Genomic DNA, 26,748 nt, shown 5'->3' on the forward strand with positions numbered 1-26,748 from the left:
GCGAGTTCGATTCTCGTCACCCGCTTTATTTGGATATTATAGCCAAGCATTTGCTTGGGCGCGTAGCTCAGATGGTTAGAGCGCACGCCTGATAAGCGTGAGGTCGGTGGTTCGATTCCACTCGTGCCCATATTGGAGAATTACTCAAGAGGCTGAAGAGGACGGTTTGCTAAATCGTTAGGTCGGGTAACTGGCGCGGGGGTTCGAATCCCCCATTCTCCGTAGTATTATGACGAATTATCTTTTAGATAATTCGTTTTCTTTTTTTTGAGGTGACAAAATGAAAAATAGTTTTTATCGATTTCTTCTTTATGGGTTTATTATTATTCTATTTTTTGTAATGCTTTTTTCTTTTGTCTTTACTAATAAAAAATTAACGAAGGATATCTCTTTTAATGTATCTGGTTTAGTTACAAAAGTAGACTCTGTGGTTTCTGTTCCATTTACTGCACTATCAAAATCTCACAATGTTCTTTCTGATCTTTTATCAACTTATTCTGAGAATCGTGATTTAAAAAAATCTTTATCAAATTTAGAGAATCAATCGGCTATTATTTCTAACTTGCAAGAAGAGAATGATTCTTTAAGAGCATCGCTTAATCTTTCGGACAAGCTAAGTCGTGATAATGTTCTCACTGCTGAAGTTTCTATGAGACCTTCTGTGACTTGGTTAAAAGAGTTAACTATTAATGTGGGTAAGTCTAAGAATGTTAGTAAATCTATGCTAGCAACTTCTAATGGTGGAGTTATTGGCTTTGTAACTAAAGTTTATGATGATACAACAACTATTTCTTTACTTTCTAGTAGTTCTAGTGATAGTTACCTTGCATCTAGTGTTAAATCAGAGGACGATAATCAGATTTTCGGGATTATATCACGTTATGATAATAAAAAGAAGCTATTAGAGATGACACAACTCAATTCATCTTCTAACGTTAAGGTCGGCACTGAAGTAGTCACAAGTGGTCTTGATGATGTATCAGTAAAGGATGTTCCAATTGGTACTGTAGACTCTGTTATTGATTATGAAGGAAATCGTACGATTTTGGTAAAACCTTATGCTGATTTTGATAAAATTTCTTATGTTACTTTAGTTGGAGATGGTAAATAATATGAAATTATCCAAGTATTCTATTATTCCTTTCTTACTGAGTATTGTCCCTTTTCTATGGGATGGTCATATTTCTATGATACTTAATCATTATTTATCCCCTGAATTTTTTCTATCATCTCATCTTTTTATTATTTATATTTTCATCTTAACTCTTGATTTTCCAAATAAGTATGCATTTCTTTACCTTATTTGTTTTGGATTTCTTTATGATACCTATTATTTCAAAACAGTTGGTATAGTGATTCTAACTCTGCCACTGTTATGCTATCTGTTAACTCAGCTAGGACGAATTGTTAAGAGAAATACCTATGTTGATTTTTTGTTAATGTTTTTATTCTTATTTCTCTTTGATACCATAAATTTTGGCTTTGCCTTATTCTATGGTTTCTCCAATGAGTCTGTGACTGATTTTATTATTTATCAACTAAGTCCTAGTATAGTGTTTAATCTTTTGATCTTTATCTTTATTAAACCTATTCTTGAAAAATTATTTTTGTATCTGTCAGTTGATAGATTTAAATAGAACTGTAATATTGGCGTAACAAAGTTTGCGCCATTTTTTGATACAATAAAAAGGTCTTATCGAAAAGGAGTAGTATTTTATATTATGAAAAAACGTATTCTTTCAGCAGTGTTGGTAAGTGGTGTAACCTTATCAGCAGCTGCATCAGTACATGCAGAGGATTATGATTCGCAAATCGCTGCTGCAGATAACGCAATTAGTAACCTTGCTTCTCAACAAGAGACTGCACAAGCGCAAGTTGCTACAATCCAATCTCAAGTATCTACACTTAGAACACAAAAATCAGAGTTGGAAACTAAAAATGCTGAACTTGAAAAAGTGTCAGCAGATTTGGAATCTGAAATTCAAGAATTATCAAGTAAAATTGTAGCTCGTCAAGATTCTTTGGCGAAACAAGCTCGTAGTGCTCAACAAAATAATACTGCGACTAGCTATATCAACTCTATCTTGAACTCTAAGTCAATCTCTGAAGCTATTACTCGTATCACAGCTATTTCAAAAGTTGTTACAGCTAATAATGACATGTTGACAAAACAAGAGTCTGATCAAAAAGAGCTTGCTGCAAAGCAAGAACAAAACCAAGCTGCTATTAATGAAATTGCAACTAATAAAGCTGAGCTTGAAACAACAGAAGCTGGTTTGACAACTCAACAAGCTGAACTAGAAGCAGCACAAGTTACTTTGGCTGCAGAATTGGCTACAGCACAAGATGAAAAAACATCACTTGTTTCTGCTAAATCAACTGCAGAAGCTGTGGCAGCTTCAACTGCAGCATCAGTTGCTCAGTCTCAAGCAATTGCAGAATCAGAGGCAGCAGCACAAGCAGTAGCATCTTCAGAAGCGGCAGCATTTGTAGCTCAATCAGAGGCGGCAGCAACTTCAGAAGCTGTAGCTCAACCTTCTGAAGCTACTGTTTCAGAAACAGCGACAGCCTCAGAAGTAGCACAAGAACCGGTTTCATCAGAAACTTCAGAAACTACTCAAGAGCCAACTGTTGCAACTTCAGAAGCAACACAAGAGCCTGCTGCTCCAGCAACATCTGAAGCACAGCCAGAATCAGCTGCGTCAGAGGCACAACAAGAGCCTGCTGCCCCAGTAACATCTGAAGCACAACCAGAATCAGCTGCTCCAGCAGCTTCAGAAGCTCCTGCTAGCGAAGCACCTGCAGCAACATCTGAAGCACCAGCAAGTCAAGCACCTGCAGCTTCAGAAGCACCAGCTCCTGCTGCTGAAACACCTAAAGTATCAGCAGCATCAACTCCTAATACATATCCAGTTGGTCAATGTACTTGGGGTGCTAAATCATTAGCTTCATGGGTTGGTAATTACTGGGGTAATGCTAAAAACTGGATTGCTAGCGCACAAGCAGCTGGTCACTCAGTTGGTACGACTCCTGTAGCCGGTGCAATTGCGGTTTGGCCAAATGATGGTGGTGGTTATGGTCACGTAGCTTACGTCACATCAGCATCAGGTGCAAATTCAATTCAAGTTATGGAATCAAACTATGCTGGTAACATGTCAATCGGTAACTACCGTGGTACATTTGATCCAACATCTTCAGCTCACGGTGGTTCTGTATATTATATTTACCCATAATGAACACAAAAAAAGCGATTCGAATTTTCTCGAATCCTTTTTATTTTACGGGAAAATCTCTTTACTTTGTGGAACTGATTTTAGCTGGGAAAATGTCGTAGCTAAGGATAAATCTTTTTAGTCTTGTTAAGTTACTGTGACACCATTTATTTTGCATTGAAAATCAATCTAAAAAAAGGTAGAATGGTTTAGTAGATATTTTGGAGGAAATCATGTCTTATACGAATTTGAAGTTGTTTGCTTTATCGTCTAACCAGGAATTAGCAGCAAAAGTTGCTGATAAAATGGGTATTGAACTCGGAAAATCAAGTGTTCGTGAATTTTCAGATGGTGAGATTCAAGTTAATATTGAAGAATCTATCCGTGGTCATCACGTTTTTATTCTTCAATCTACAAGCTCTCCTGTAAATGATAACTTGATGGAAATCTTGATTATGGTTGATGCGCTAAAACGTGCAAGTGCAGAAACAATCAGTGTTGTTATGCCTTATTATGGTTATGCACGTCAAGACCGTAAGGCACGTTCACGTGAACCAATCACATCTAAGTTGGTTGCTAATATGCTTGAGGTTGCAGGTGTTGATCGACTTTTGACAGTTGACCTCCATGCTTCTCAAATTCAAGGATTCTTTGATATTCCTGTAGACCATTTGATGGGTGCGCCACTTATCGCAGATTATTTTGATCGTGCTGGTCTTACTGGAGATGATGTTGTTGTTGTTTCTCCAGACCATGGTGGTGTGACTCGTGCGCGAAAACTTGCTCAATGTTTGAAAACACCAATCGCAATCATTGATAAACGTCGTAGTGTTGATAAAATGAACACTTCTGAGGTTATGAATATTATTGGTAACGTTGAAGGTAAAACATGTATCTTGATTGATGATATGATTGATACTGCGGGTACAATCTGTCATGCGGCGGATGCGCTTGCTGAAGCTGGTGCAACTCATGTTTATGCCTCATGTACTCACCCTGTATTGTCAGGTCCAGCACTTGATAATATTCAAAAATCTGCTATTGAGAAGCTTGTCGTATTGGACACGATTTATCTTCCAGAAGAACGTTTGATTGATAAAATTGAACAAATTTCAATTGCTGATTTGATTTCAGAGGCAATTATTCGTATTCATGAAAAACGTCCATTGTCACCTTTGTTTGAATTGGGCCATAAATAGACTAAAGCTAGCCTAGGCTAGCTTTTTTGGTGTTTAAATGCGTTTGAGTTTTTGATATAATGTTAGGCATAATTGCAAAGAGGTGACTGTGATGGATTTAACACAACGTTTTAATAAAAATTTAGATAAGATTGAAGTTTCAATGATTCGTCAGTTTGACCAATCAATTTCAGATGTACCAGGGATCAAAAAGTTGACACTTGGTGAACCTGATTTTACAACTCCAGATCATGTAAAAGAGGCTGCTAAAGCTGCTATCGATGCTAACCAGTCGCACTATACAGGTATGGCAGGGCTTCCTGCCTTACGTCAGGCAGCTGCGGAGTTTGTTAAGGAAAAATACAATCTTACTTATAACCCAGAAAATGAAATATTGGTGACTATTGGAGCTACAGAAGCCCTTTCTGCAACTTTGACAGCGATTTTGGAGCCAGGTGATACGATTCTTTTACCTGCACCAGCCTATCCAGGATATGAGCCGATTGCAAATCTAGTTGGTGCTGAAATTGTCGAAATTGATACAACAGCTAATGATTTTGTTTTGACTCCGGAGATGTTAGAAAAGGCAATTTTGGAGCAGGGAGATAAGCTCAAAGCCGTTTTGCTTAACTACCCAACCAACCCAACTGGTGTGACCTACTCACGTCAACAGATTAAAGATCTGGCTGAAGTTCTGAAAAAATACGATATTTTTGTTGTTAGTGATGAAGTTTACTCTGAGCTAACTTATGTGGATCACCATGTATCTATTGCTGAGTATTTGCCGGAACAAACGATTTTGATTAATGGTTTGTCTAAATCTCATGCGATGACAGGGTGGCGTATTGGTTTGATTTTCGCACCTGCAGTCTTGACGGCTCAGTTGATTAAGAGTCACCAATATTTGGTAACAGCTGCAGCAACAATGGCACAATTTGCAGCTATTGAAGCCTTATCTGCTGGTAAGGATGATGCCCAACCAATGAAAGTTGAGTACTTGAAGCGTCGTGATTATATTCTTGAAAAAATGACTGAACTTGGTTTCAGAATTATTAAACCTGATGGTGCTTTCTACATCTTTGCTAAGATTCCAGAAGGGTATACTCAAGACTCCTTTAAGTTCTGCCAAGACTTTGCTCGTGAAAAAGCTATTGCGATTATCCCAGGGGTCGCTTTTGGGAAGTATGGCGAAGGCTATGTTCGCTTGTCGTATGCAGCTAGCATGGATACTATTGAAACAGCTATGGCTCGTTTGAAAGAGTTTATGGAAGAACATGCAGAAGCTTGAGAGTAGAGGGCTTGTCCTCTTCAATAGTAATTATCGTGAGAACGATAAGCTAGTTAAGATTTTTACCGAGCAAGCTGGGAAACGGATGTTTTTTGTTAGAGGTGGTGGATCAGGTAAATTAAGTGCTGTCATTCAACCTTTAACCATCGCTGAATTCATGATGACTGTAAATGATGAGGGCTTATCTTTCATAGAAGATTATAGTCAGGCAGAGTCCTTCAAGGAAATTACAAGCGATATTTTCAAGCTGTCTTATGCGACTTATTTGGCTGCATTGACAGATGCTACTATTGCTGATGGTGTGACAGATGCGCAATTATTTGTATTCTTGGAGAAGACGCTTGAATTAATGGAAGAAGGCTTGGATTATGAAATTTTGACTAATATCTTTGAGATTCAGGTTTTAGACCGTTTCGGCGTACGCTTGAATTTTCACGAGTGTGTCTTTTGTCATCGTGTAGGCCTTCCTTTTGATTTCTCGTTTAAGTTCTCGGGACTACTTTGTCCAAATCACTATGCAGAGGATGAAAGGCGTAGTCACTTGGACCCTAATGTGCCTTATCTTTTAGATCGTTTTCAGGGGCTTTCCTTTGAAGAATTGAGAAGCATATCTGTTAAGGATGACATGAAACGAAAGCTACGATATTTTATCGATGACCTCTATGATAATTATGTTGGAATACATCTTAAAAGTAAGAAATTTATTGATAATCTAAATTCTTGGGGCCATATTATGAATAAAGAAGATAGTGCTGACTAGACATTATCTTCTTTTTGTTTCACGTGAAACAGGAAAGTAATGGTTTTCAGTCTCAGGGGTTAAAATGCAGGTCAGTTCGTGCTATAATAATAAGATAATAAGCTGAAAGACTCTGCTAGAAACAGTGAACTAGTCTATTTTAGTTACCTAATATTTTATTGAAAGAAATCTGAGTTTGTTTTTTATGGCAGAGGACGAGAGGGAGAATGCTATGCATGTAATTGCAGTAGATGCTATGGGTGGCGATAATGCGCCACAAGCAATTGTAGAGGGAGTCAACCAAGCTATAGCAGATTTCAAAGATATTGAAATCCAGCTTTATGGTGATGAAGCTAAAATCAAGACTTATTTGACAGCGAATGAACGTGTGAGCATTGTGCATACTGATGAAAAGATAAATTCGGATGATGAGCCAGCTAAAGCTATTCGCAAGAAGAAAAAAGCTTCAATGGTCTTAGGTGCACAAGCTGTTAAGGAGAAAAAAGCAGGTGCCGTGATTTCTGCGGGAAATACAGGTGCCCTTCTTGCCGCAGGTCTCTTCGTGGTCGGACGTATTAAGGGAGTTGAGCGTCCAGGTCTTATGTCAACAATGCCAAGTTTTACTGGTCAACCCTTTGATATGCTTGATTTAGGTGCAAATGCGGAAAATACAGCTAGTCATTTGCATCAATATGCTATTTTAGGCTCTTTCTATGCTAAAAATGTGCGTGGTATTGCCAACCCTCGTGTAGGTCTCCTTAATAATGGGACTGAGGAAACAAAGGGGGATAGTCTTCGTAAGGAGGCTTTTGAACTCCTATCTAAGGAGCCAAGTATTAACTTTGTTGGTAATGTTGAGGCGCGTGAAATTATGTCAGGAGCTGCTGATGTAGTAGTCGCTGATGGTTTCACAGGAAATGCAGTTCTTAAGGCAATTGAAGGAACGGGACTTGGTGCCATGAAGACTCTTAAGTCAGCTATCATGAATGGTGGTCTTAAAGCTAAGTTAGGTGCCTTCCTATTGAAGGATAGTCTAAAAGGTATGAAAGAGACTATGGATTACTCTAGCGCCGGAGGTGCGGTTCTCTTTGGTCTTAAAGCTCCCGTAGTAAAATGTCATGGATCTAGTGATGCTAAGGCAGTTTACTACACCATTAAGCAGGTTCGTACGATGCTTGATACGAAGGTTGTTGAGCAGCTAGTTGAAGCCTTTAGTCCGAAAGAGGAGGCTAACTGATGAGTAGAGTAGAAATTCTTCAGAAAATGCAGCTCGTGATTAAAGAGCAGATGGGTAAAGAGGATATTGTTTTAACCGAAGAAACCAAATTAGATGACTTGGGTGTAGATTCAATAGAGCTTATGGAATTCATTATTAATTTGGAGGATGAGTTTGCTCTTGAGATTTCCGATGATACTATTGACCATATGGTTAAGGTAGCTGATTTGTTGGACTATTTGTCTGAGAAATTGAATAAAGAATAAGAAAGCTAGAGTTAGATAAGAGTATAATAGTTGTGTATTATATGATTGTTATTTTGTGGGAGTGAGGCAAGAAACTAAATGTTATATGGATTTAGTTCTGTCACACTCCTTTTTTCTATACATTTTTTATTAGGGAACTCTAAAAAAGAATCAAAAGACGAACGTTGTTTTTTTACTAAAGTAATAAAGTTTGCTATATATTGGTTTTTGGATTCTGGTGTGGTATAATTAGGAAGAATAAACTTGAAAGGCGAACAATACCATGTCAAACCAACTAATTTATACTGGTAAAGCTAAAGATATTTATAGTACAGAAGACGAAAATGTGATTAAGTCGGTCTATAAGGACCAAGCAACTATGCTTAATGGTGCTCGTAAGGAGACTATTAAGGGAAAGGGTGTGCTAAATAATCAGATTTCGTCTCTTATTTTTGAAAAATTGAATGCTGCGGGTGTAGCCACTCACTTTATCGAACGTATTTCTGATACCGAACAACTTAACAAGAAAGTTACTATTATTCCTTTGGAGGTTGTTCTTCGTAACGTGACTGCGGGTTCTTTTTCTAAACGTTTTGGCGTGGAAGAAGGTTTGGACTTGAAAACTCCTATCGTTGAATTTTACTATAAGAACGATGATTTGGATGATCCATTCATCAATGATGAGCATGTGAAGTTCTTGGATATTGCCAATGATGAACAAATTGCTTATATCAAGGAAGAAACGCGTCGTATCAATGAATTGCTGAAAGATTGGTTTGTACAAATTGGTCTTCGTTTGATTGACTTCAAATTGGAATTCGGTTTTGATAAGGATGGCAAAATTATCTTGGCAGATGAATTTTCACCAGATAACTGCCGACTTTGGGATGCAGAAGGGCACCATATGGACAAGGATGTTTTCCGCCGTGATCTTGGTAGCTTGACAGATGTTTATGAAGTTGTATTGGAAAAATTGCAAGGATTGAAGTAGCCTTTTACAAATAGAATACTTGGTCTTCACTACAATCTTTAAGTAGAAATAGATAAAGGAAATAAAATGGATAAACGTATTTTCGTTGAGAAAAAAGCTGATTTTCGTGTGAAATCTCACTCTTTAGTAAAAGAATTAAAGCATAATCTTCAGTTGAAAACTTTGAATGATCTTCGTATTGTTCAAGTTTACGATGTCTTTAATTTGGCAGAGGATTTGTTTGCGCGTGCGGAAAAACACATCTTCTCTGAGCAAGTGACCGATACTGTTTTGGATGAAGCTACGGTTAAGGCTGATCTTGAGAAGTATGCTTTCTTTGCTATCGAAAGTTTGCCTGGTCAATTTGACCAACGTGCGGCATCTTCACAGGAAGCTTTGCTTTTGCTTGGTAGTTCAAATGATGTAACAGTGAACACAGCGCAACTTTACTTGGTTAACAAGGATATTGATACGAATGAGTTGGAAGCTGTCAAAAACTACCTCTTGAACCCAGTGGATTCTCGTTTCAAAGACATCACTGTTGGCATTGCTAAACAGGATTTCTCTGAGTCTGACAAGACCATTCCAAGTTTGGATTTCTTTGAAACTTATACGGCAGAAGATTTTGCTAAGTATAAGGCAGAGCAAGGATTGGCAATGGAAGTGGATGACCTTCTATTCATTCAAGATTACTTCAAGTCTATTGGTCGTGTGCCAACTGAGACTGAGCTTAAGGTGTTGGATACTTACTGGTCTGACCACTGTCGTCACACAACTTTCGAGACTGAGTTGAAAAACATCGACTTCTCTGCTTCTAAATTTGAAAAACAATTGCAAGCGACTTATGACAAGTATATTGCCATGCGTGATGAGTTGGGACGTACCGAAAAACCTCAAACCTTGATGGATATGGCGACTATTTTTGGTCGTTATGAGCGTGCCAATGGTCGTTTGGACGACATGGAAGTGTCTGATGAAATCAATGCCTGCTCTGTTGAAATTGAAGTGGATGTCAATGGTGTGAAAGAGCCATGGCTTCTCATGTTCAAGAACGAAACCCACAACCACCCAACGGAGATCGAACCATTTGGTGGGGCTGCTACTTGTATCGGTGGTGCCATTCGTGACCCATTGTCAGGTCGTTCATACGTTTACCAAGCCATGCGTATCTCAGGTGCTGGTGATATTACAACACCAATTGCTGAAACTCGTGCTGGTAAATTGCCACAACAAGTGATTTCTAAAACAGCGGCTCACGGTTATTCTTCATACGGTAACCAAATTGGTCTTGCAACAACCTATGTTCGTGAATACTTCCACCCAGGTTTCGTTGCTAAGCGTATGGAGCTAGGTGCCGTTGTCGGTGCGGCTCCTAAGGAAAATGTTGTCCGTGAAAAACCTGAAGCAGGTGATGTGATTATCTTGCTCGGTGGGAAGACTGGACGTGACGGTGTCGGTGGTGCGACAGGCTCATCTAAAGTTCAAACAGTTGAATCTGTTGAAACAGCTGGTGCTGAGGTTCAAAAAGGTAATGCCATCGAAGAACGTAAGATTCAACGTCTTTTCCGTAATGGGGAAGTGACACGTCTTATCAAGAAATCAAATGACTTTGGTGCTGGTGGTGTCTGTGTGGCTATCGGTGAATTGGCAGATGGTCTTGAAATTGATCTAGACAAAGTGCCATTGAAATATCAAGGCTTGAACGGTACAGAAATTGCCATTTCTGAATCTCAGGAACGTATGGCTGTAGTGGTTCGTCCAGATGATGTAGACGCCTTCGTTGCTGAATGTAATAAAGAAAATATTGATGCTGTTGTCGTTGCGACAGTGACTGAAAAACCAAATCTTGTTATGCACTGGAATGGCGAAACCATCGTTGATTTGGAACGTCGTTTCCTTGATACAAACGGTGTACGTGTAGTTGTGGATGCTAAGGTAGTTGACAAGGATGTCAAGCTTCCAGAAGAACGCCAAACATCTGCCGAAACCCTTGAAGCTGATACTCTTGAAGTCTTGGCTGATCTTAACCATGCCAGTCAAAAAGGGTTGCAAACTATCTTTGATAGCTCAGTTGGTCGTTCAACAGTCAATCACCCACTTGGTGGTCGCTACCAAATTACACCAACTGAAGCTTCTGTACAGAAATTGCCAGTCCAACATGGTGTGACAACAACTGCTTCTGTTATGGCGCAAGGGTTCAACCCTTATGTAGCAGAATGGTCTCCATATCATGGTGCGGCTTATGCGGTCATCGAAGCAACCGCTCGCTTGGTTGCTGCTGGTGCAAACTGGTCTAAGGCTCGCTTCTCTTATCAGGAATACTTCGAGCGTATGGATAAACAAGCAGAGCGTTTTGGTCAACCAGTATCAGCTCTCCTTGGATCAATCGAAGCTCAGATTCAACTTGGTTTGCCATCTATTGGTGGTAAAGATTCTATGTCTGGTACCTTTGAAGAATTGACAGTACCACCAACCTTGGTTGCTTTTGGGGTAACAACTGCAGATAGCCGTAAGGTCCTTTCTCCAGAATTCAAAGCTGCTGGTGAAAACATCTATTACATCCCAGGTCAAGCTTTGGCACAAGAAATTGACTTCGATCTTATCAAGGCTAACTTTGCTAAGTTTGAAGCCATCCAAGCTGACCACAAAGTGACAGCAGCATCAGCTGTCAAATATGGTGGTGTCCTTGAAGCCCTTGCCCTTGCAACATTTGGTAACCATATTGGTGCCACTGTAACCCTTGAAAATCTTGAGACTGCCTTGACAGCTCAATTGGGTGGATTCGTCTTCACATCTCCGGAAGATATTGCAGGAGTTGCCAAGATTGGACAAACAGCAGCTGACTTTACACTTACTGTCAATGGTGTAACGCTTGATGGACACAAACTTGACAGTGCCTTCCAAGGTAAATTGGAAGAAGTTTACCCAACGGAATTTGCACAAGCAACTGAGTTGGAAGAAGTACCTGCTGTGGCATCAGATGCTGTTATCAAAGCTAAAGAAACAGTTGAGACACCAGTGGTTTACATTCCAGTGTTCCCAGGTACGAACTCTGAGTACGATTCAGCTAAGGCCTTTGAAAAAGAAGGTGCAAAAGTCAACTTAGTACCATTTGTAACACTTAATGAAGAGGCTATTGTCAAGTCTGTTGACACCATGGTTGACAATATCGAAAAAGCTAACATTATCTTCTTTGCAGGAGGCTTCTCAGCAGCCGATGAACCAGATGGATCAGCTAAATTTATCGTTAACATCTTGCTCAATGAAAAAGTACGTGCAGCCATTGATAGCTTCATCGAACGTGGTGGTTTGATTATCGGTATCTGTAACGGGTTCCAAGCTCTTGTCAAATCAGGTCTTCTTCCATATGGTAACTTTGAAGATGCAAGCAGTACTAGTCCAACCCTCTTCTACAATGATGCCAATCAACACGTGGCTAAGATGGTTGAAACACGTATTGCCAACACGAACTCACCATGGCTTGCTGGAGTAGAAGTTGGTGACATCCATGCCATCCCAGTATCACATGGTGAAGGTAAATTTGTCGTGACAGCTGAGGAATTTGCAGAGCTTCGTGACAATGGTCAAATCTTTACCCAATATGTTGACTTCGAAGGTAAACCAAGCATGGATTCTAAATACAATCCTAACGGATCTGTGAATGCTATCGAAGGTATCACAAGCAAAAATGGTCAAATTATTGGGAAGATGGGTCACTCAGAACGTTTCGAAGACGGTCTCTTCCAAAATATTCCAGGAAATAAAGATCAACATCTCTTTGCATCAGCGGTTAAATACTTTACTGGAAAATAATAGAGTGACAAGTGCACTCAGTAATGATATTTTTCAATGTAGCAGTAGTTCTAAAGAGCTTGAAAACTTGAGTTCCAATTAGTGAAATGAGAGGCTAGAAACAGTTTTTCGTTCGCCTTGCATAAGGAAAATATCAAAAATAAAAGGTATAAAAAATGACATACGAAGTTAAATCTCTTAATGAAGAATGTGGTGTTTTTGGTATCTGGGGTCACCCAGATGCTGCCAAATTAACTTATTTCGGACTTCACAGTCTCCAACACCGTGGTCAAGAGGGAGCAGGAATTCTCTCAAATGATGCGGGTCAATTGAAGCGTCATCGTGATATGGGGCTTCTCTCAGAAGTTTTCCGTGATCCAGCCAACTTGGACAAGCTAACTGGAACGGCTGCTATCGGTCATGTTCGTTATGCGACTGCTGGTGAAGCTTCTGTAGACAATATTCAACCTTTCTTGTTTAAGTTTTATGACAATCAGTTTGGACTTGCCCACAACGGGAACTTGACTAATGCAGAGTCACTTAGACGTGAGTTGGAAAAAAATGGTGCAATCTTTAACTCGACTTCTGACTCAGAAATTTTGGCCCACTTGATTCGTCGTAGCCATAACCCATCCTTCATGGGTAAGGTGAAAGAAGCCTTGAACACTGTTAAAGGTGGATTTGCTTACCTCCTCATGCTTGAGGACAAGCTCATTGCAGCCTTGGATCCAAATGGTTTCCGTCCCCTTTCTATTGGTAAGATGGCCAATGGAGCTATTGTGGTTTCATCTGAAACCTGTGCCTTTGAAGTGGTTGGAGCAGAGTGGATTCGCGATGTGAATCCAGGTGAGGTTGTTATCATCGATGATAATGGCATTACTTACGATAACTATACAACGGACACCCAATTGGCTGTTTGCTCAATGGAGTATATTTACTTTGCTCGTCCTGATTCAAATATCCAAGGGGTCAATGTCCATACAGCTCGTAAACGTATGGGTGCTCAATTGGCACGTGAATTCAAACATGAAGCAGATATTGTAGTTGGTGTGCCTAATTCATCACTTAGCGCAGCCATGGGATTTGCCGAAGAATCAGGCTTGCCAAATGAAATGGGCTTGATTAAAAACCAATACACTCAACGTACCTTTATCCAACCAACACAAGAATTACGTGAGCAAGGGGTTCGTATGAAGCTCTCTGCCGTATCAGGTGTTGTTAAAGGCAAACGTGTGGTTATGATTGACGATTCTATTGTACGTGGGACGACCTCACGTCGTATCGTTAATTTGCTAAAAGAAGCAGGAGCAACAGAGGTTCACGTAGCAATCGGTAGTCCAGCCCTTGCCTATCCATGTTTCTACGGTATCGATATTCAAACACGTAAGGAATTGATTGCGGCCAATCATACAGTTGAGGAAACACGCGAAATCATTGGCGCGGATAGCTTGACTTACTTATCAATTGATGGCTTGATTGATTCTATTGGAATTGATACAGATGCACCAAACGGTGGCCTTTGTGTGGCTTACTTTGATGGTAAATATCCAACACCATTGTATGACTACGAAGAACGCTATTTGGAAAGTTTGAAAGAACACACTTCTTTCTATTAAGAGCAGTGCAGAAGAAAAAAGAGGAAAAAATTATGTCTAAGAATGCTTACGCACCACGTCTCACTACTGACTAAAAGCTAAAGCATTTGTCAGTAGACGCTTTGCCCTATGGGGCCAAAGCTGGAGACCTGACTAGTATTTTTAGATAAAAAGATGGTTTATCTAAAAATACGTCGCAATTTTTCTCGAAAAAAGAAAAGGAATAAACAAATGACAAATAAAAATGCGTATGCCCAATCGGGTGTGGACGTTGAAGCAGGTTATGAAGTTGTTGAACGTATCAAAAAACACGTTGCCCGTACAGAGCGTGCAGGTGTCATGGGAGCTCTCGGTGGCTTCGGTGGTATGTTTGACCTTTCAAAAACAGGTGTCAAAGAGCCCGTTTTGATTTCAGGTACAGATGGTGTCGGTACTAAACTCATGCTTGCTATCAAGTACGATAAACACGATACTATCGGTCAAGACTGTGTAGCTATGTGTGTTAACGATATCATCGCTGCAGGTGCTGAGCCCCTTTACTTCCTTGACTACGTAGCAACTGGTAAAAATGAACCAGCTAAATTGGAACAAGTCGTTGCTGGTGTTGCTGAAGGTTGTGTGCAAGCTGGTGCTGCCCTCATTGGTGGTGAAACTGCTGAAATGCCTGGTATGTATGGTGAAGACGACTATGATTTAGCAGGTTTCGCGGTAGGTATCGCAGAAAAATCTCAAATCATCGACGGATCAAAAGTGGCTGAAGGTGACGTGCTTCTTGGACTTGCTTCAAGTGGTATCCACTCAAACGGTTACTCACTCGTGCGTCGTGTCTTTGCTGATTACACAGGTGAAGAAGTTCTCCCAGAACTTGAAGGCAAAAAACTTAAAGACGTTCTTCTTGAACCAACTCGTATCTACGTCAAAGCGGCTTTGCCACTCATCAAAGAAGAATTGGTGAATGGAATTGCCCACATCACAGGTGGTGGTTTCATCGAAAATGTGCCACGTATGTTCTCAGATGACTTGGCTGCTGAAATTGACGAAAGCAAAGTGCCAGTCCTTCCAATTTTCAAAGCTCTTGAAAAATATGGTGAAATCAAACACGAAGAAATGTTTGAAATCTTCAACATGGGTATTGGTCTCATGCTTGCGGTTAAAGCAGAAAATGTGGAACGTGTCAAAGAACTTCTTGACGAACCTGTTTATGAAATCGGTCGTATTGTGAAGAAAGATGGCGCAAGTGTGGTGATTAAATAATGGCTAAAAAGATTGCTGTTTTTGCCTCTGGCAACGGCTCAAACTTTCAGGTGATTGCGGAACAATTTCCAGTAGAATTTGTTTTTTCAGATCACCGTAATGCCTATGTCTTGGAACGTGCCAATAATCTTAATGTGGTTAGCCATGCTTTTGAACTCAAGGAATTTGACAATAAAGCGGCTTATGAAGAGGCTATTGTCAAACTCTTGGATGATCACCAGATTGATTTGGTTTGTTTGGCCGGTTATATGAAAATCGTCGGCCCAACCTTGCTAGCAGCTTATGAAGGCCGTATTATCAATATTCACCCGGCTTATCTCCCTGAATTTCCAGGGGCTCATGGTATTGAAGATGCTTGGAATGCTGGCGTGGACCAGTCTGGTGTGACCATTCACTGGGTGGATTCTGGTGTGGACACTGGCAAGGTCATCAAACAAGTCCGTGTGCCACGCCTTGAAGGTGATACCCTTGATACTTTCGAAACTCGCATCCATGAAACAGAGTACAAGCTCTATCCAGAAGTCTTGGATAGTTTGGGTGTTGCACGAAAATAAGGAAGTGCTAGAGCTGAAAGAAAATTTTCGACTGTAGCAGATAAAGAACTTTTTTAAAAAAGGAAAAGAAAGAAAATGACTAAACGAGCACTTATTTCAGTCTCAGACAAAGCGGGCATCGTTGAATTTGCCCAAGAACTCAAAAAACTCGGTTGGGACATCATCTCAACAGGTGGTACCAAAGTTGCCCTTGACAATGCTGGGGTAGACACTATCGCCATTGACGATGTGACTGGTTTCCCAGAAATGATGGACGGACGTGTTAAGACCCTTCACCCAAATATCCACGGTGGTCTCCTCGCTCGTCGTGACCTCGATAGCCACCTTCAAGCGGCTAAGGACAATAATATCGAATTGATTGACCTTGTTGTGGTAAACCTTTATCCATTCAAGGAAACCATTCTCAAACCAGACGTGACTTACGCTGACGCAGTTGAAAACATCGATATCGGTGGTCCATCAATGCTTCGTTCAGCAGCTAAAAACCACGCTAGCGTAACAGTTGTGGTAGACCCTGCTGACTATGCGGTTGTACTTGACGAATTGTCAGCAAACGGCGAAACAAGCTACGAAACTCGCCAATGTTTGGCAGCGAAAGTATACCGTCACACAGCTTCATACGACGCTTTGATTGCAGAATACTTCACAGCTCAAGTGGGTGAAACAAAACCTGAAAAACTCACTTTAACTTATGACCTTAAGCAACCAATGCGTTACGGTGAAAACCCTCAACAAGACGCAGACTTCTACCAAAAAGGTTTGCCAACGGCTTACTCAATTGCTTCAGCTAAACAGCTTAACGGTAAAGAATTGTCATTCAATAATATCCGTGATGCTGATGCCGCTATCCGTATCATCCGTGATTTCAAAGACCGTCCAACAGTTGTGGCTCTCAAACACATGAACCCATGTGGTATCGGTCAAGCTGACGACATCGAAACAGCTTGGGATTACGCTTATGAAGCTGACCCAGTGTCAATCTTCGGTGGTATCGTAGTCCTCAACCGTGAAGTGGACGCTGCGACAGCTAAGAAAATGCACGGTGTCTTCCTTGAAATCATCATTGCACCAAGCTATACAGATGAAGCACTTGAAATCTTGACTACCAAGAAGAAAAACTTGCGTATCCTTGAGTTGCCATTTGACGCTCAAGATGCTAGCGAAGTGGAAGCAGAATACACTGGTGTTGTTGGTGGTCTCCTCGTTCAAAACCAAGACGTTATTAAAGAAAGTCCAGCTGACTGGCAAGTGGTTACTAAACGCCAACCAACTGAGACAGAAGCGACAGCTCTTGAATTTGCTTGGAAGGCTATCAAGTACGTCAAATCTAACGGTATCATCGTGACCAACGACCACATGACACTAGGTGTTGGCCCTGGTCAAACTAACCGTGTGGCTTCAGTTCGTATTGCTATTGACCAAGCTAAAGACCGTCTTGATGGCGCTGTCCTTGCTTCAGATGCTTTCTTCCCATTTGCAGATAACGTGGAAGAAATTGCTAAAGCAGGTATTAAAGCTATCATCCAACCAGGTGGATCAGTACGTGACCAAGAGTCAATCGAAGCGGCTGATAAACATGGTTTGACAATGATCTTTACAGGCGTTCGTCACTTCCGTCATTAAGAATTTGCAAAACATCCAAGAAATTGGATGTTTTTTTGATGCCTTAAGTTTCCTTTAAGCTACCCAAGCTATACTAATACCATCCTAAAAAACTTTTCTTTTTCATAAATCTCCTAAGAGCTCAGCATCCGCTGGGCTTTTTTATTTCAGCGCATCAAAAAAACAACCGTTCTCACGATTGTTCAATAGATTTAAACCTTTTCAAGGACAGACTGAGTTACCCAAGTCTTGCGATTGCCGATTTGGACGAGGATACCATCGCTTGGTGGGTCAATGGCAATCACTTTGAAGTTACCTGGAATGGTAAAAGTTTCACCAGGATTGAGGTACTGGTCTGAAGTTGGATTGCCTTGTCCATCAACTTCAAGAACCGGTCCAGGATCAACGATATTGTGTTTGGTTGGTGTGCCTCCAGCTAAATCTTGACTGGTGATGGTATTTCCTGACACAGACGTGACACGGAAGGTTCCTGTGAAGCGGACTGTATCACCAACTTTGATAGAAGAGTTAGTAGGATTTCCATTTTGAGCTCCTGGTTCGAGGTCTTTAAAATGGATATAGCCAGACACTTGACTCTTATGGAAACTGCGTTTATGGTATTTCTCAGGCCCTTGTCCCGCATCGTAGTTGTACTCTTCAATGGTCACCTGATCACCATGAACTTCCGCAACCCAAGCGACATGCCCCATGTGACCAGCTCCATTGACACCAGCTGAGAACCAGGCAATACTCCCTACAGCAGGATTCATGTCAACACGGTGACCATTGGCACGTGCGATACTGCCCCAAGTGATGGCATTTCCATAACCTACAGGCAGAGTGAAACCGTTGGTGTTACTGAGGCGATAGGCCGCAAAGGATGTGCACTGACGCCAGTACATGGTCCATGGATCGACACCGAAGCCACCGTATTTCCAAGAGGAAGGATAGTCATCTCCGAGGACAGCCGCCTGAGCAGAGCTGCCACACGAAACCGAAACAGTCGCTAGACAAGCTAGCGGTAAGAGACAATTTAGTAATTTTTTCTTCATTTTAACCTCCACCTACCTATTCGCAGTTTTTCAGGAAAATGAAGATATTTTTGCGTTTAAGCCTCCCTTAAGCTGCTCAGGATATACTATCATTAATCCTAAATAACTTTTTTCATTTTCATAATCTCCCAAGAGGTGGTCCAAGTGGCCGCCTTTTTTGTGTCCAAATTTAGATACACACCCATATCTCCGAACAAATATGTTATAATGGTTATGTATAATTCGTGAAAATTGCTAATTTTTCCGAATGATTGTCGTTAACGGGCATTTGCCCCTAGTCTTATTTGATATTGAGGTATCTTTCAAATGAAACTTTTGGTTGTTGGTTCTGGTGGTCGTGAACATGCGATTGCCAAGAAATTATTGGAGTCTAAAGACGTTGAGCAAGTTTTCGTAGCTCCTGGTAATGACGGGATGACATTGGACGGTCTTGATTTGATCAATATCGGAATTTCCGAACATTCTAAGCTGATTGACTTCGCAAAGGCGAACGATATTGCTTGGACCTTTATCGGTCCAGATGATGCCCTTGCGGCTGGTATCGTGGATGATTTCAATGCGGCAGGGCTCAAAGCCTTTGGTCCGACTAAGGCTGCGGCTGAGCTGGAGTGGTCTAAGGATTTTGCTAAGGAAATCATGGTCAAATACGACGTTCCGACAGCAGCCTATGGCACATTTTCAGATTTCGAGGAAGCCAAGGCCTACATCGAGGAAAAAGGCGCTCCAATCGTCGTCAAGGCAGACGGCTTGGCTCTAGGTAAAGGTGTCGTCGTTGCGGAGACAGTTGAGCAAGCAGTCGAAGCTGCTCACGAGATGCTTTTGGACAATAAATTCGGTGATTCAGGTGCGCGTGTGGTCATCGAGGAATTCCTTGATGGGGAAGAGTTCTCTCTCTTTGCCTTTGTCAATGGGGACAAGTTCTACATCATGCCAACGGCTCAGGACCACAAACGTGCTTATGATGGCGACAAGGGTCCTAACACTGGTGGGATGGGTGCCTATGCGCCGGTTCCTCACTTGCCACAGAGCGTGGTTGACACAGCGGTTGACACTATTGTCAAGCCAGTCCTTGAAGGTATGATTAAAGAAGGTCGTCCTTACACTGGTGTCCTTTACGCTGGTCTTATTTTGACAGCTGACGGCCCTAAAGTCATCGAGTTCAACTCACGTTTTGGCGATCCTGAAACGCAAATCATCTTGCCTCGTTTGACTTCTGATTTTGCGCAAAATATCACTGACATTTTGGATGGCAAAGAGCCAACTATCACTTGGACGGATAAGGGTGTGACACTTGGTGTGGTTGTAGCCTCAAACGGCTACCCATTGGATTATGAAAAAGGTGTTAAGTTGCCGGCCAAGACAGAGGGTGACATCATCACTTACTATGCCGGTGCCAAATTCGCTGAAAATGGGAAAGACCTTCTTTCAAACGGCGGACGTGTTTACATGTTGGTCACAACAGCAGACACCGTCAAAGACGGCCAAAACATCATCTACAATGAACTCAACAAACAAAACACAGAAGGCCTCTTCTACCGTACGGATATCGGTAGCAAGGCTAACAAATAATCAGCGACCGTAGGTCGTAAAAGGCGAGCGAAAGCGAGCCAAACTAAGATAATGGTCGCCGTGGTGAAAAGACCAGAACAGCATCTGTTCTGGTCGGGGGAAACTTTGAGGCTTTAGGCTCAAAGTTTAGGAATGAAACCGAAGGTTTGCTTCCGTCCCCACCACCTAAGACCATTATCAAAAAGAAGAAAAAGGAAAAATTATGACTAAACCAATTATTTCCATTATCATGGGCTCAAAATCCGACTGGGCAACCATGCAAAAAACCGCTGAGGTCCTCGACAACTTCGGCGTCGCTTACGAAAAGAAAGTTGTTTCCGCACACCGTACACCAGACCTCATGTTCAAACATGCCGAAGAAGCACGTAGCCGTGGCATCAAGGTCATCATCGCTGGTGCTGGTGGCGCTGCTCACTTGCCAGGTATGGTTGCTGCTAAAACAACCCTTCCAGTCATCGGTGTGCCAGTCAAATCACGAGCTCTTAGTGGCGTGGATTCGCTCTATTCTATCGTTCAGATGCCGGGTGGTGTACCTGTCGCAACCATGGCTATCGGTGAAGCTGGTGCGACAAACGCTGCCCTCTTTGCCCTCCGTCTCCTCTCAGTAGAGGACAAGGCCATTGCAGATGCGCTTGCTAACTTTGCTGAAGAACAAGGAAAAATCGCAGAGGAGTCTACAAATGAGCTCAACTAAAACCATTGGTATCATCGGTGGTGGCCAGCTCGGTCAGATGATGGCTATTTCAGCTATCTACATGGGCCACAAGGTTATCACCCTTGATCCTGCAGCAGATTGTCCATCTTCTCGTGTGTCTGAGGTCATTGTGGCACCCTACGATGACGTAGATGCCCTTCGCCAGTTGGCAGACCGCTGTGATGTTCTCACTTATGAGTTTGAAAATGTCGACGCTGACGGCCTTGACGCTGTTATCAAAGACGGTCAGCTCCCACAAGGAACAGACCTGCTTCGCATTTCACAAAACCGTATTTTTGAGAAGGACTTCCTCTCAAACAAGGCTAAAGTGACAGTTGCTCCTTACAAGGTTGTGACATCAAGTCTTGATTTGGAAGATATTGACCTTTCTAAAAAATACGTCCTCAAGACAGCGACAGGTGGTTACGATGGCCACGGTCAAAAAATCATCACGTCAGCCGACGATTTGGAAGAGGCAAATGCCCTTGCTAACTCAGCCGAGTGTGTCTTGGAAGAGTTCGTTAACTTCGACCTTGAAATTTCAGTCATCGTGTCTGGTAACGGCAAGGATGTGACGGTTTTCCCAGTTCAGGAAAATATCCACCGCAACAACATCCTCTCTAAAACCATCGTGCCTGCTCGTATTTCTGATAGTCTAGCTGAGAAAGCTAAAGCTATGGCCGTGAGGATTGCTGAGCAACTTAACCTCTCTGGTACGCTTTGTGTGGAAATGTTTGCAACAGCTGATGACATCATCGTCAACGAAATCGCCCCACGCCCGCACAATTCAGGGCACTACTCAATCGAATCTTGCGACTTTTCACAGTTTGACACGCATATCTTGGGCGTTCTCGGAGCTCCACTTCCAGCAATCCACCTCCATGCGTCTGCTGTCATGCTCAACGTCCTCGGTCAACACGTCGAAGTAGCTGAGCGTTATGTCACAGAAAATCCAAACGCCCACCTCCACATGTATGGTAAACTAGAAGCAAAGCACAACCGCAAAATGGGGCATGTGACTTTGTTTAGTGATGTACCGGATAGTGTGGAAGAGTTTAGGGAAGGAAAGAATGAGTAATAAAGTTGATTTCAATGATTTGAAGAATATTGACTATGGGTTTAATAAATTATCTAAACTAAATCAAAAACCAGTTTTATTTGTTGGTTCAGGTTTATCTCAGAGATATTTAAAATCTCCTACTTGGTGGGGGTTACTAGAAAAAATATCTGAAGAACTGGAAATAGATGAAAGTTTATTGGAGAGATGGACCAGTGATAATTATGAAGAAATTGCGGAAAGACTAGAAGCAATTTGTTTTACAACGTTAAAAAAAGAATCATTATTAGAAAGCGATGATATAAGAAGGCCTTTCAGAGAGCTAATTGCTCAAATCTTAAACGAATATACAGTTGACAATTCTGAATATGAGAAAGAAATTTCAATACTTGGTGGTATTGATTACCAAAAATTAATCACAACAAACTATGATTCCTTGCTGGAGAAAAGTGTTTTCAACATTGAAAATGAAGAGATTTATATTCACAATGATAATTTGTTCTCCTCCGAGACAAAAAATAAAAAACTTTATAAGATTCATGGATCTATAGACAAACCGTCATCTATGATTATTACAAAGTCTGATTATGACCAATTTTTTGAAAAAAGTAAGTATATATATTCCAAGTTGTTAACGATGTTTGTAGAATCTCCTATAATATTTTTAGGCTATAGTTTGAGTGATAGAAATATTAAGGATATACTTACGACTTTGACTGCAACGTTAAGTCAAAAAGACCTAAAACAGTTTCAAGAACGAGTATATATTGTTTCTTATTCTTCTGATGATAAGCCAGAGTATTTTTTGGAAAAAGAAGATTTACCTCTGTTAAATGGTTCTTCTCTTAAAGTTAATATTTTTTATTTAAGAAATAGTTATTTAGATCTATATAAGGTTTTGAGACAAATTTCTATAAAATCTTCTAATTTGGAATTTTCTGTATCTAAGGATGATGTTATAAATCATTTTATTGTTCCGCTATATAAAGGAATGAAAGAACAAGAAGTAGCAATGAGAGAGTTACTTCAAAATTCTATGGATGCTTGTAAAATTGCTAAGAATAAGTATGATATAAAAATTTCTTTAAAAAAAGACAAGAGTGGAAAAATATTATTATCTGTTAAGGATAATGGTGTAGGTATGTCTCTTGATGATATAAAGAATTACTATTTAACGATAGGGAAGTCAGGAAAAAAAAGTGAGAGTAATATTGAAAACTTAGTAGGTAAATTTGGAATAGGTGCATTATCAATGTTCCTAGTTTCAGATTTTATTTATGTACAGACTAAGAAGAGTGGAGATACTCCGATATCTTTTAGAATGTATACCAACAATACTAGTTCGAATAAAGAGGTTAAGCTTGAAAGTAATATGTACCCTTTTAATGAAGATTCATACACATATATTGAATTGGAATTGAAAGAAAAGTTGAAATCTGAAATTGAGAAACTAGATAAAATAGATGAATATTTGAGATATTTCAATCTATGTGATGTCATTCGAGGTGGCTCTATAGAATTTGAAGTTGATTTCAAAGGTATTAATCATTCTTTTAGGCAATTAAATATGGCTGATTTTAGATGTATTTCTGAAGAACCTTATAAGATTTATATGTATTCTAAAAGCGATAGTGACACTAAAAAAAATAGTGTATTTCACAAGTTGGCGAATCATATTCTCTTTGGAGATATGCTTGTTGAATATTCTTATTCCCCAGCCGACCAACTTATGAAAATTACTGATGTACCACTAATTATTTTGGAGAAGACTCACTATATTGGTGTACCTTTAAACAGAGAAAATATCGAGTTGTCAGAAAGTATTCAAACATTGGTAGTAAATGAATATTACAAGTTAAAATTACCTCAATTCTTTGAGCGTTTAGACTTGATTTGTGAAGAGGGTAAGCTACCGAAGGCTGATAGTTACTCTGAATATTGGGTGAATTATGATGATATGCAACTGAGGTGGTATGTAAAAAATAATAAAGTATATATACCGAGATTAGATACTAATATTCTACAAATATTATCAAATAAAGTAGATTATATAGTAAAAAATGCTTTTTCAAATGAAAAAATAATTACTAGTAGATACACAGTTCCTACGAATTTCAACATATCTTTATCGATTACAGATAGGAATATTCTTGCTTTATCGAGGAATTATATTGATGAAAATTTGATTAACATTAAAAATTATAGAAATGGTTTTTGGGGAAGTGCAATAAAAGAGATTTTAAATCATTTTGGTTTTTCAAATCAAAAATTTGATAAATTAAGTAGTGCGTCTCAGATAAAAGACTATATAATGAAACACAAAACTGAAATTGTAGAATTTTTCGAAAAACATTATAGTAATAATATTCTTTGGTTTGATAAGAAGTACAGAGAATATGATTTGAAAATTGATAGAGATGATTATCTGTACATATCAAGATTAACTCTTAGGGGAAATGGAAGTAGGAGTATTTTAACAGATATCATTAATGAGAAAAAATATAATAATATTATTTTAGATTAGGGAGAAACAACATGATCGAACGTTACTCTCGCCCAGAAATGGCGAACATTTGGAGTGAAGAAAATAAATACCGTGCTTGGCTTGAGGTGGAAATCTTGGCTGACGAAGCATGGGCTGAGTTGGGAGAAATTCCTAAGGAAGATGTGGCTTTGATTCGTGAAAAAGCGGACTTTGACATCGACCGTATTCTTGAAATCGAGCAGCAAACGCGTCACGATGTAGTTGCCTTCACACGTGCGGTTTCTGAGACTCTTGGTGAAGAGCGTAAGTGGGTTCACTATGGGTTGACATCTACTGACGTGGTAGATACTGCCTATGGTTACCTCTACAAACAAGCCAACGACATCATCCGCAAGGACCTTGAAAACTTCCTTAACATCATCGCTGACAAAGCGAAAGAACACAAGTTCACTATCATGATGGGTCGTACCCACGGGGTGCACGCTGAGCCGACAACTTTTGGTCTTAAATTGGCGACTTGGTACAGCGAAATGAAACGTAACATCGAGCGTTTCGAGCATGCGGCTGCTGGTGTGGAAGCTGGTAAGATTTCTGGTGCGGTTGGTAACTTTGCCAACATCCCACCATTCGTTGAAAAATACGTCTGCGACAAACTTGGTATCCGTGCTCAAGAAATCTCAACACAGGTACTTCCTCGTGACCTTCACGCTGAGTACTTTGCAGTTCTTGCTAGCATCGCAACTTCTATCGAGCGTATGGCGACTGAGATCCGTGGTCTTCAAAAATCAGAACAACGTGAAGTGGAAGAGTTCTTTGCCAAAGGTCAAAAAGGGTCTTCAGCAATGCCTCACAAACGTAACCCTATCGGGTCTGAAAATATGACAGGTCTTGCACGTGTTATCCGTGGTCACATGGTAACAGCTTATGAAAACGTAGCCCTTTGGCACGAACGTGACATCTCTCATTCATCAGCTGAGCGTATCATCGCACCAGACACAACCATCTTGATTGACTACATGCTCAACCGTTTCGGAAACATCGTTAAGAACTTGACAGTCTTCCCAGAAAACATGATCCGCAACATGAACTCTACATTTGGTCTTATCTTCAGCCAACGTGCCATGCTTACTTTGATTGAAAAAGGCATGACTCGTGAGCAAGCTTACGACCTTGTTCAACCAAAGACTGCCCAATCATGGGATAACCAAGTAGACTTCAAACCACTTCTTGAAGCAGATCCAGAAGTAACATCACGCCTCACTCAAGAAGAAATCGACGAAATCTTCAACCCAGTTTACTACACTAAACGTGTTGATGAAATCTTCGAACGCATCGGTTTGGGTGACTAATTTAAACAAAATAACAGAAAGCAGGTTTGCCCTGCTTTTTTTGATGGTGACATTTATGTCACTAGTTTTGTTTTCTTTTCAGCCTTATAATAGGGTCATCGCAAGAAAACTATCAGAAAGGAGAAGTTAGTAATCTTAAAAGGACGACTTAACTATTTACCGGAACTTAGCCTCTTAATAGTAAGTATTGCTTATAATATCATCCGCATCATGAATGATCTTGGAAGTATCAAAGCCCCCTCTTGGTTTTTAGAGATGGATATTCCTAGTGGTTCCTTACTATTACATATTTTGCTTATTATTTTAAAAAGTGAAGCAAGAGAATAAAACTTTAAGCAAGTTTTAAGTTTATTAGTTTATATTATAACCATCCTAATAAAACAACTAGCTTTGGTGAGCTAGTAGTAAACAAAACTTTTTCATAACTAATCTCCCCGAAGAAAGTCTAGAAATCTAGGCTTTTTTCTTCTTTTTTGAGCTTTTATTAGGGGATTTTAAGAAAATACTTGAAAACCCTTCCAAAACAAGGTAATATAGTTGTATAAAGATTCTATTGGACAAGCGGTCACCTTGGAGGATTAGGAAGAAGAGGTTGGGAAGCCTGTACAATTGTATCTTTTCAGCGGTCTTTGGACTGTTGTGAAAATCCCTTAGGGGATTTTTTTCTGCGATTTAAGGTTTCTTTAAGGAAGGCGGGTTATACTTTAAGTCTCCTAAATAACTTTTACTGAACGTTGTTCAGTAAGTATCGTTGGCTTACACTTTTTGTAGAACAACGAACTTTTCTTTTTCATAATCTCCAAAAGAGCTCAACACACTGTGTTGGGTTCTTTTTTTGGCAATTAAAAAAACGCCCTTAGGCGTTTGAACTGCACCCCAAAAGTTAGACAGAAAAAA

Annotated in this window: 20 protein-coding genes and 2 tRNA genes; 21 read left to right on the forward strand and 1 reads right to left on the reverse strand. The window is 40.3% G+C overall.

Annotation, left to right across the window (positions count from 1 at the left end; all coding sequences use genetic code 11):
- The first annotated feature begins 56 nt into the window (after positions 1 to 56).
- The 16 genes from HMPREF2867_RS02790 (at position 57) to purH (ending at position 17,666) form a co-directional block, all read left to right on the forward strand.
- Positions 57 to 130: transfer RNA gene (locus tag HMPREF2867_RS02790), tRNA-Ile, on the forward strand.
- Positions 131 to 134: 4 nt separating this feature from the next.
- Positions 135 to 222, forward strand: a tRNA-Ser gene (locus HMPREF2867_RS02795).
- A 58-nt stretch (positions 223 to 280) separates the two neighbouring features.
- Entirely contained in the window at positions 281 to 1,111 is an 831-nt protein-coding gene (gene mreC, locus HMPREF2867_RS02800) for a rod shape-determining protein MreC (protein WP_049545166.1), read from the forward strand.
- A gap of 1 nt (position 1,112) precedes the next feature.
- A complete protein-coding gene (gene mreD / locus HMPREF2867_RS02805; RefSeq protein WP_037599472.1) occupies positions 1,113 to 1,637 on the forward strand; it encodes a rod shape-determining protein MreD in 525 nt (174 codons plus the stop codon).
- Between the two features lie 84 nt (positions 1,638 to 1,721).
- Positions 1,722 to 3,233: a PcsB-like coiled-coil domain-containing protein gene (locus HMPREF2867_RS02810; RefSeq protein WP_070575628.1), complete on the forward strand. Its 1,512-nt coding sequence runs from the start codon at positions 1,722 to 1,724 to the stop codon at positions 3,231 to 3,233.
- A 212-nt stretch (positions 3,234 to 3,445) separates the two neighbouring features.
- A complete protein-coding gene (locus HMPREF2867_RS02815; protein ID WP_070575631.1) occupies positions 3,446 to 4,411 on the forward strand; it encodes a ribose-phosphate diphosphokinase in 966 nt (321 codons plus the stop codon).
- Between the two features lie 91 nt (positions 4,412 to 4,502).
- Positions 4,503 to 5,678: a pyridoxal phosphate-dependent aminotransferase gene (locus tag HMPREF2867_RS02820; RefSeq protein WP_070575634.1), complete on the forward strand. Its 1,176-nt coding sequence runs from the start codon at positions 4,503 to 4,505 to the stop codon at positions 5,676 to 5,678.
- Complete coding sequence (gene recO, locus HMPREF2867_RS02825) at positions 5,665 to 6,438, forward strand: DNA repair protein RecO (protein WP_070575636.1); 774 nt, start codon at positions 5,665 to 5,667, stop codon at positions 6,436 to 6,438. Before HMPREF2867_RS02820 ends, recO begins: the two co-directional genes overlap by 14 nt.
- Before the next feature lie 211 nt (positions 6,439 to 6,649).
- Positions 6,650 to 7,654 carry a phosphate acyltransferase PlsX gene (plsX, locus tag HMPREF2867_RS02830; RefSeq protein WP_013989885.1) on the forward strand — a complete coding sequence of 335 codons (1,005 nt, stop codon included), beginning with the start codon at positions 6,650 to 6,652 and terminating at the stop codon, positions 7,652 to 7,654.
- Positions 7,654 to 7,899 (forward strand): phosphopantetheine-binding protein, encoded by a 246-nt coding sequence (locus tag HMPREF2867_RS02835; RefSeq protein WP_070575639.1) that lies wholly within the window; start codon positions 7,654 to 7,656, stop codon positions 7,897 to 7,899. Before plsX ends, HMPREF2867_RS02835 begins: the two co-directional genes overlap by 1 nt.
- A 262-nt stretch (positions 7,900 to 8,161) precedes the next feature.
- Complete coding sequence (gene purC, locus HMPREF2867_RS02840; protein ID WP_070575642.1) at positions 8,162 to 8,869, forward strand: phosphoribosylaminoimidazolesuccinocarboxamide synthase; 708 nt, start codon at positions 8,162 to 8,164, stop codon at positions 8,867 to 8,869.
- Positions 8,870 to 8,935: 66 nt separating this feature from the next.
- Positions 8,936 to 12,661 carry a phosphoribosylformylglycinamidine synthase gene (locus HMPREF2867_RS02845; RefSeq protein WP_070575645.1) on the forward strand — a complete coding sequence of 1,242 codons (3,726 nt, stop codon included), beginning with the start codon at positions 8,936 to 8,938 and terminating at the stop codon, positions 12,659 to 12,661.
- Positions 12,662 to 12,816: 155 nt separating this feature from the next.
- Complete coding sequence (gene purF / locus HMPREF2867_RS02850) at positions 12,817 to 14,256, forward strand: amidophosphoribosyltransferase (protein WP_002889568.1); 1,440 nt, start codon at positions 12,817 to 12,819, stop codon at positions 14,254 to 14,256.
- A 210-nt stretch (positions 14,257 to 14,466) separates the two neighbouring features.
- Positions 14,467 to 15,489 carry a phosphoribosylformylglycinamidine cyclo-ligase gene (gene purM, locus HMPREF2867_RS02855; protein WP_070575649.1) on the forward strand — a complete coding sequence of 341 codons (1,023 nt, stop codon included), beginning with the start codon at positions 14,467 to 14,469 and terminating at the stop codon, positions 15,487 to 15,489.
- Positions 15,489 to 16,043, forward strand: coding sequence for a phosphoribosylglycinamide formyltransferase (purN, locus tag HMPREF2867_RS02860; protein WP_070575652.1), 555 nt, complete (start codon positions 15,489 to 15,491; stop codon positions 16,041 to 16,043). Before purM ends, purN begins: the two co-directional genes overlap by 1 nt.
- Positions 16,044 to 16,118: 75 nt before the next feature.
- Complete coding sequence (gene purH, locus HMPREF2867_RS02865) at positions 16,119 to 17,666, forward strand: bifunctional phosphoribosylaminoimidazolecarboxamide formyltransferase/IMP cyclohydrolase (protein WP_070575654.1); 1,548 nt, start codon at positions 16,119 to 16,121, stop codon at positions 17,664 to 17,666.
- A 191-nt stretch (positions 17,667 to 17,857) separates the two neighbouring features.
- Here the strand turns inward: purH and HMPREF2867_RS02870 are convergent, their stop codons facing one another.
- On the reverse strand, positions 17,858 to 18,697 hold the full coding sequence (locus HMPREF2867_RS02870; RefSeq protein WP_070575657.1) for a CHAP domain-containing protein: 840 nt from the start codon (positions 18,695 to 18,697) through the stop codon (positions 17,858 to 17,860).
- Positions 18,698 to 19,003: 306 nt separating this feature from the next.
- Here HMPREF2867_RS02870 and purD point away from each other — a divergent pair, with 306 nt between their 5' ends.
- The 5 genes from purD to purB all read left to right on the forward strand — a co-directional run bounded on the left by purD (position 19,004) and on the right by purB (position 25,851).
- Complete coding sequence (gene purD, locus HMPREF2867_RS02875) at positions 19,004 to 20,266, forward strand: phosphoribosylamine--glycine ligase (protein ID WP_070575659.1); 1,263 nt, start codon at positions 19,004 to 19,006, stop codon at positions 20,264 to 20,266.
- Positions 20,267 to 20,468: 202 nt separating this feature from the next.
- Complete coding sequence (gene purE / locus HMPREF2867_RS02880; RefSeq protein WP_070575661.1) at positions 20,469 to 20,960, forward strand: 5-(carboxyamino)imidazole ribonucleotide mutase; 492 nt, start codon at positions 20,469 to 20,471, stop codon at positions 20,958 to 20,960.
- A complete protein-coding gene (gene purK, locus HMPREF2867_RS02885; RefSeq protein ID WP_070575663.1) occupies positions 20,947 to 22,038 on the forward strand; it encodes a 5-(carboxyamino)imidazole ribonucleotide synthase in 1,092 nt (363 codons plus the stop codon). The genes purE and purK overlap by 14 nt, the downstream gene beginning before the upstream one ends.
- Positions 22,031 to 24,541: an SIR2 family protein gene (locus tag HMPREF2867_RS02890; RefSeq protein WP_070575666.1), complete on the forward strand. Its 2,511-nt coding sequence runs from the start codon at positions 22,031 to 22,033 to the stop codon at positions 24,539 to 24,541. The genes purK and HMPREF2867_RS02890 overlap by 8 nt, the downstream gene beginning before the upstream one ends.
- A gap of 11 nt (positions 24,542 to 24,552) precedes the next feature.
- Complete coding sequence (gene purB / locus HMPREF2867_RS02895) at positions 24,553 to 25,851, forward strand: adenylosuccinate lyase (RefSeq protein ID WP_037599433.1); 1,299 nt, start codon at positions 24,553 to 24,555, stop codon at positions 25,849 to 25,851.
- The last annotated feature ends 897 nt before the right edge of the window (positions 25,852 to 26,748 follow it).

It is taken from the genome of Streptococcus sp. HMSC064H09, assembly GCF_001812625.1.
Classification (GTDB): Bacteria; Bacillota; Bacilli; order Lactobacillales; family Streptococcaceae; genus Streptococcus.

Coding starts and splice junctions, on each gene's coding strand:
- mreC (WP_049545166.1), top strand. CDS start 281: ATGAAAAATAGTTTTTATCGATTTCTTCTTTATGGGTTTATTATTATT.
- mreD (WP_037599472.1), top strand. CDS start 1,113: ATGAAATTATCCAAGTATTCTATTATTCCTTTCTTACTGAGTATTGTC.
- HMPREF2867_RS02810 (WP_070575628.1), top strand. CDS start 1,722: ATGAAAAAACGTATTCTTTCAGCAGTGTTGGTAAGTGGTGTAACCTTA.
- HMPREF2867_RS02815 (WP_070575631.1), top strand. CDS start 3,446: ATGTCTTATACGAATTTGAAGTTGTTTGCTTTATCGTCTAACCAGGAA.
- HMPREF2867_RS02820 (WP_070575634.1), top strand. CDS start 4,503: ATGGATTTAACACAACGTTTTAATAAAAATTTAGATAAGATTGAAGTT.
- recO (WP_070575636.1), top strand. CDS start 5,665: ATGCAGAAGCTTGAGAGTAGAGGGCTTGTCCTCTTCAATAGTAATTAT.
- plsX (WP_013989885.1), top strand. CDS start 6,650: ATGCATGTAATTGCAGTAGATGCTATGGGTGGCGATAATGCGCCACAA.
- HMPREF2867_RS02835 (WP_070575639.1), top strand. CDS start 7,654: ATGAGTAGAGTAGAAATTCTTCAGAAAATGCAGCTCGTGATTAAAGAG.
- purC (WP_070575642.1), top strand. CDS start 8,162: ATGTCAAACCAACTAATTTATACTGGTAAAGCTAAAGATATTTATAGT.
- HMPREF2867_RS02845 (WP_070575645.1), top strand. CDS start 8,936: ATGGATAAACGTATTTTCGTTGAGAAAAAAGCTGATTTTCGTGTGAAA.
- purF (WP_002889568.1), top strand. CDS start 12,817: ATGACATACGAAGTTAAATCTCTTAATGAAGAATGTGGTGTTTTTGGT.
- purM (WP_070575649.1), top strand. CDS start 14,467: ATGACAAATAAAAATGCGTATGCCCAATCGGGTGTGGACGTTGAAGCA.
- purN (WP_070575652.1), top strand. CDS start 15,489: ATGGCTAAAAAGATTGCTGTTTTTGCCTCTGGCAACGGCTCAAACTTT.
- purH (WP_070575654.1), top strand. CDS start 16,119: ATGACTAAACGAGCACTTATTTCAGTCTCAGACAAAGCGGGCATCGTT.
- HMPREF2867_RS02870 (WP_070575657.1), bottom strand. CDS start 18,697: ATGAAGAAAAAATTACTAAATTGTCTCTTACCGCTAGCTTGTCTAGCG.
- purD (WP_070575659.1), top strand. CDS start 19,004: ATGAAACTTTTGGTTGTTGGTTCTGGTGGTCGTGAACATGCGATTGCC.
- purE (WP_070575661.1), top strand. CDS start 20,469: ATGACTAAACCAATTATTTCCATTATCATGGGCTCAAAATCCGACTGG.
- purK (WP_070575663.1), top strand. CDS start 20,947: ATGAGCTCAACTAAAACCATTGGTATCATCGGTGGTGGCCAGCTCGGT.
- HMPREF2867_RS02890 (WP_070575666.1), top strand. CDS start 22,031: ATGAGTAATAAAGTTGATTTCAATGATTTGAAGAATATTGACTATGGG.
- purB (WP_037599433.1), top strand. CDS start 24,553: ATGATCGAACGTTACTCTCGCCCAGAAATGGCGAACATTTGGAGTGAA.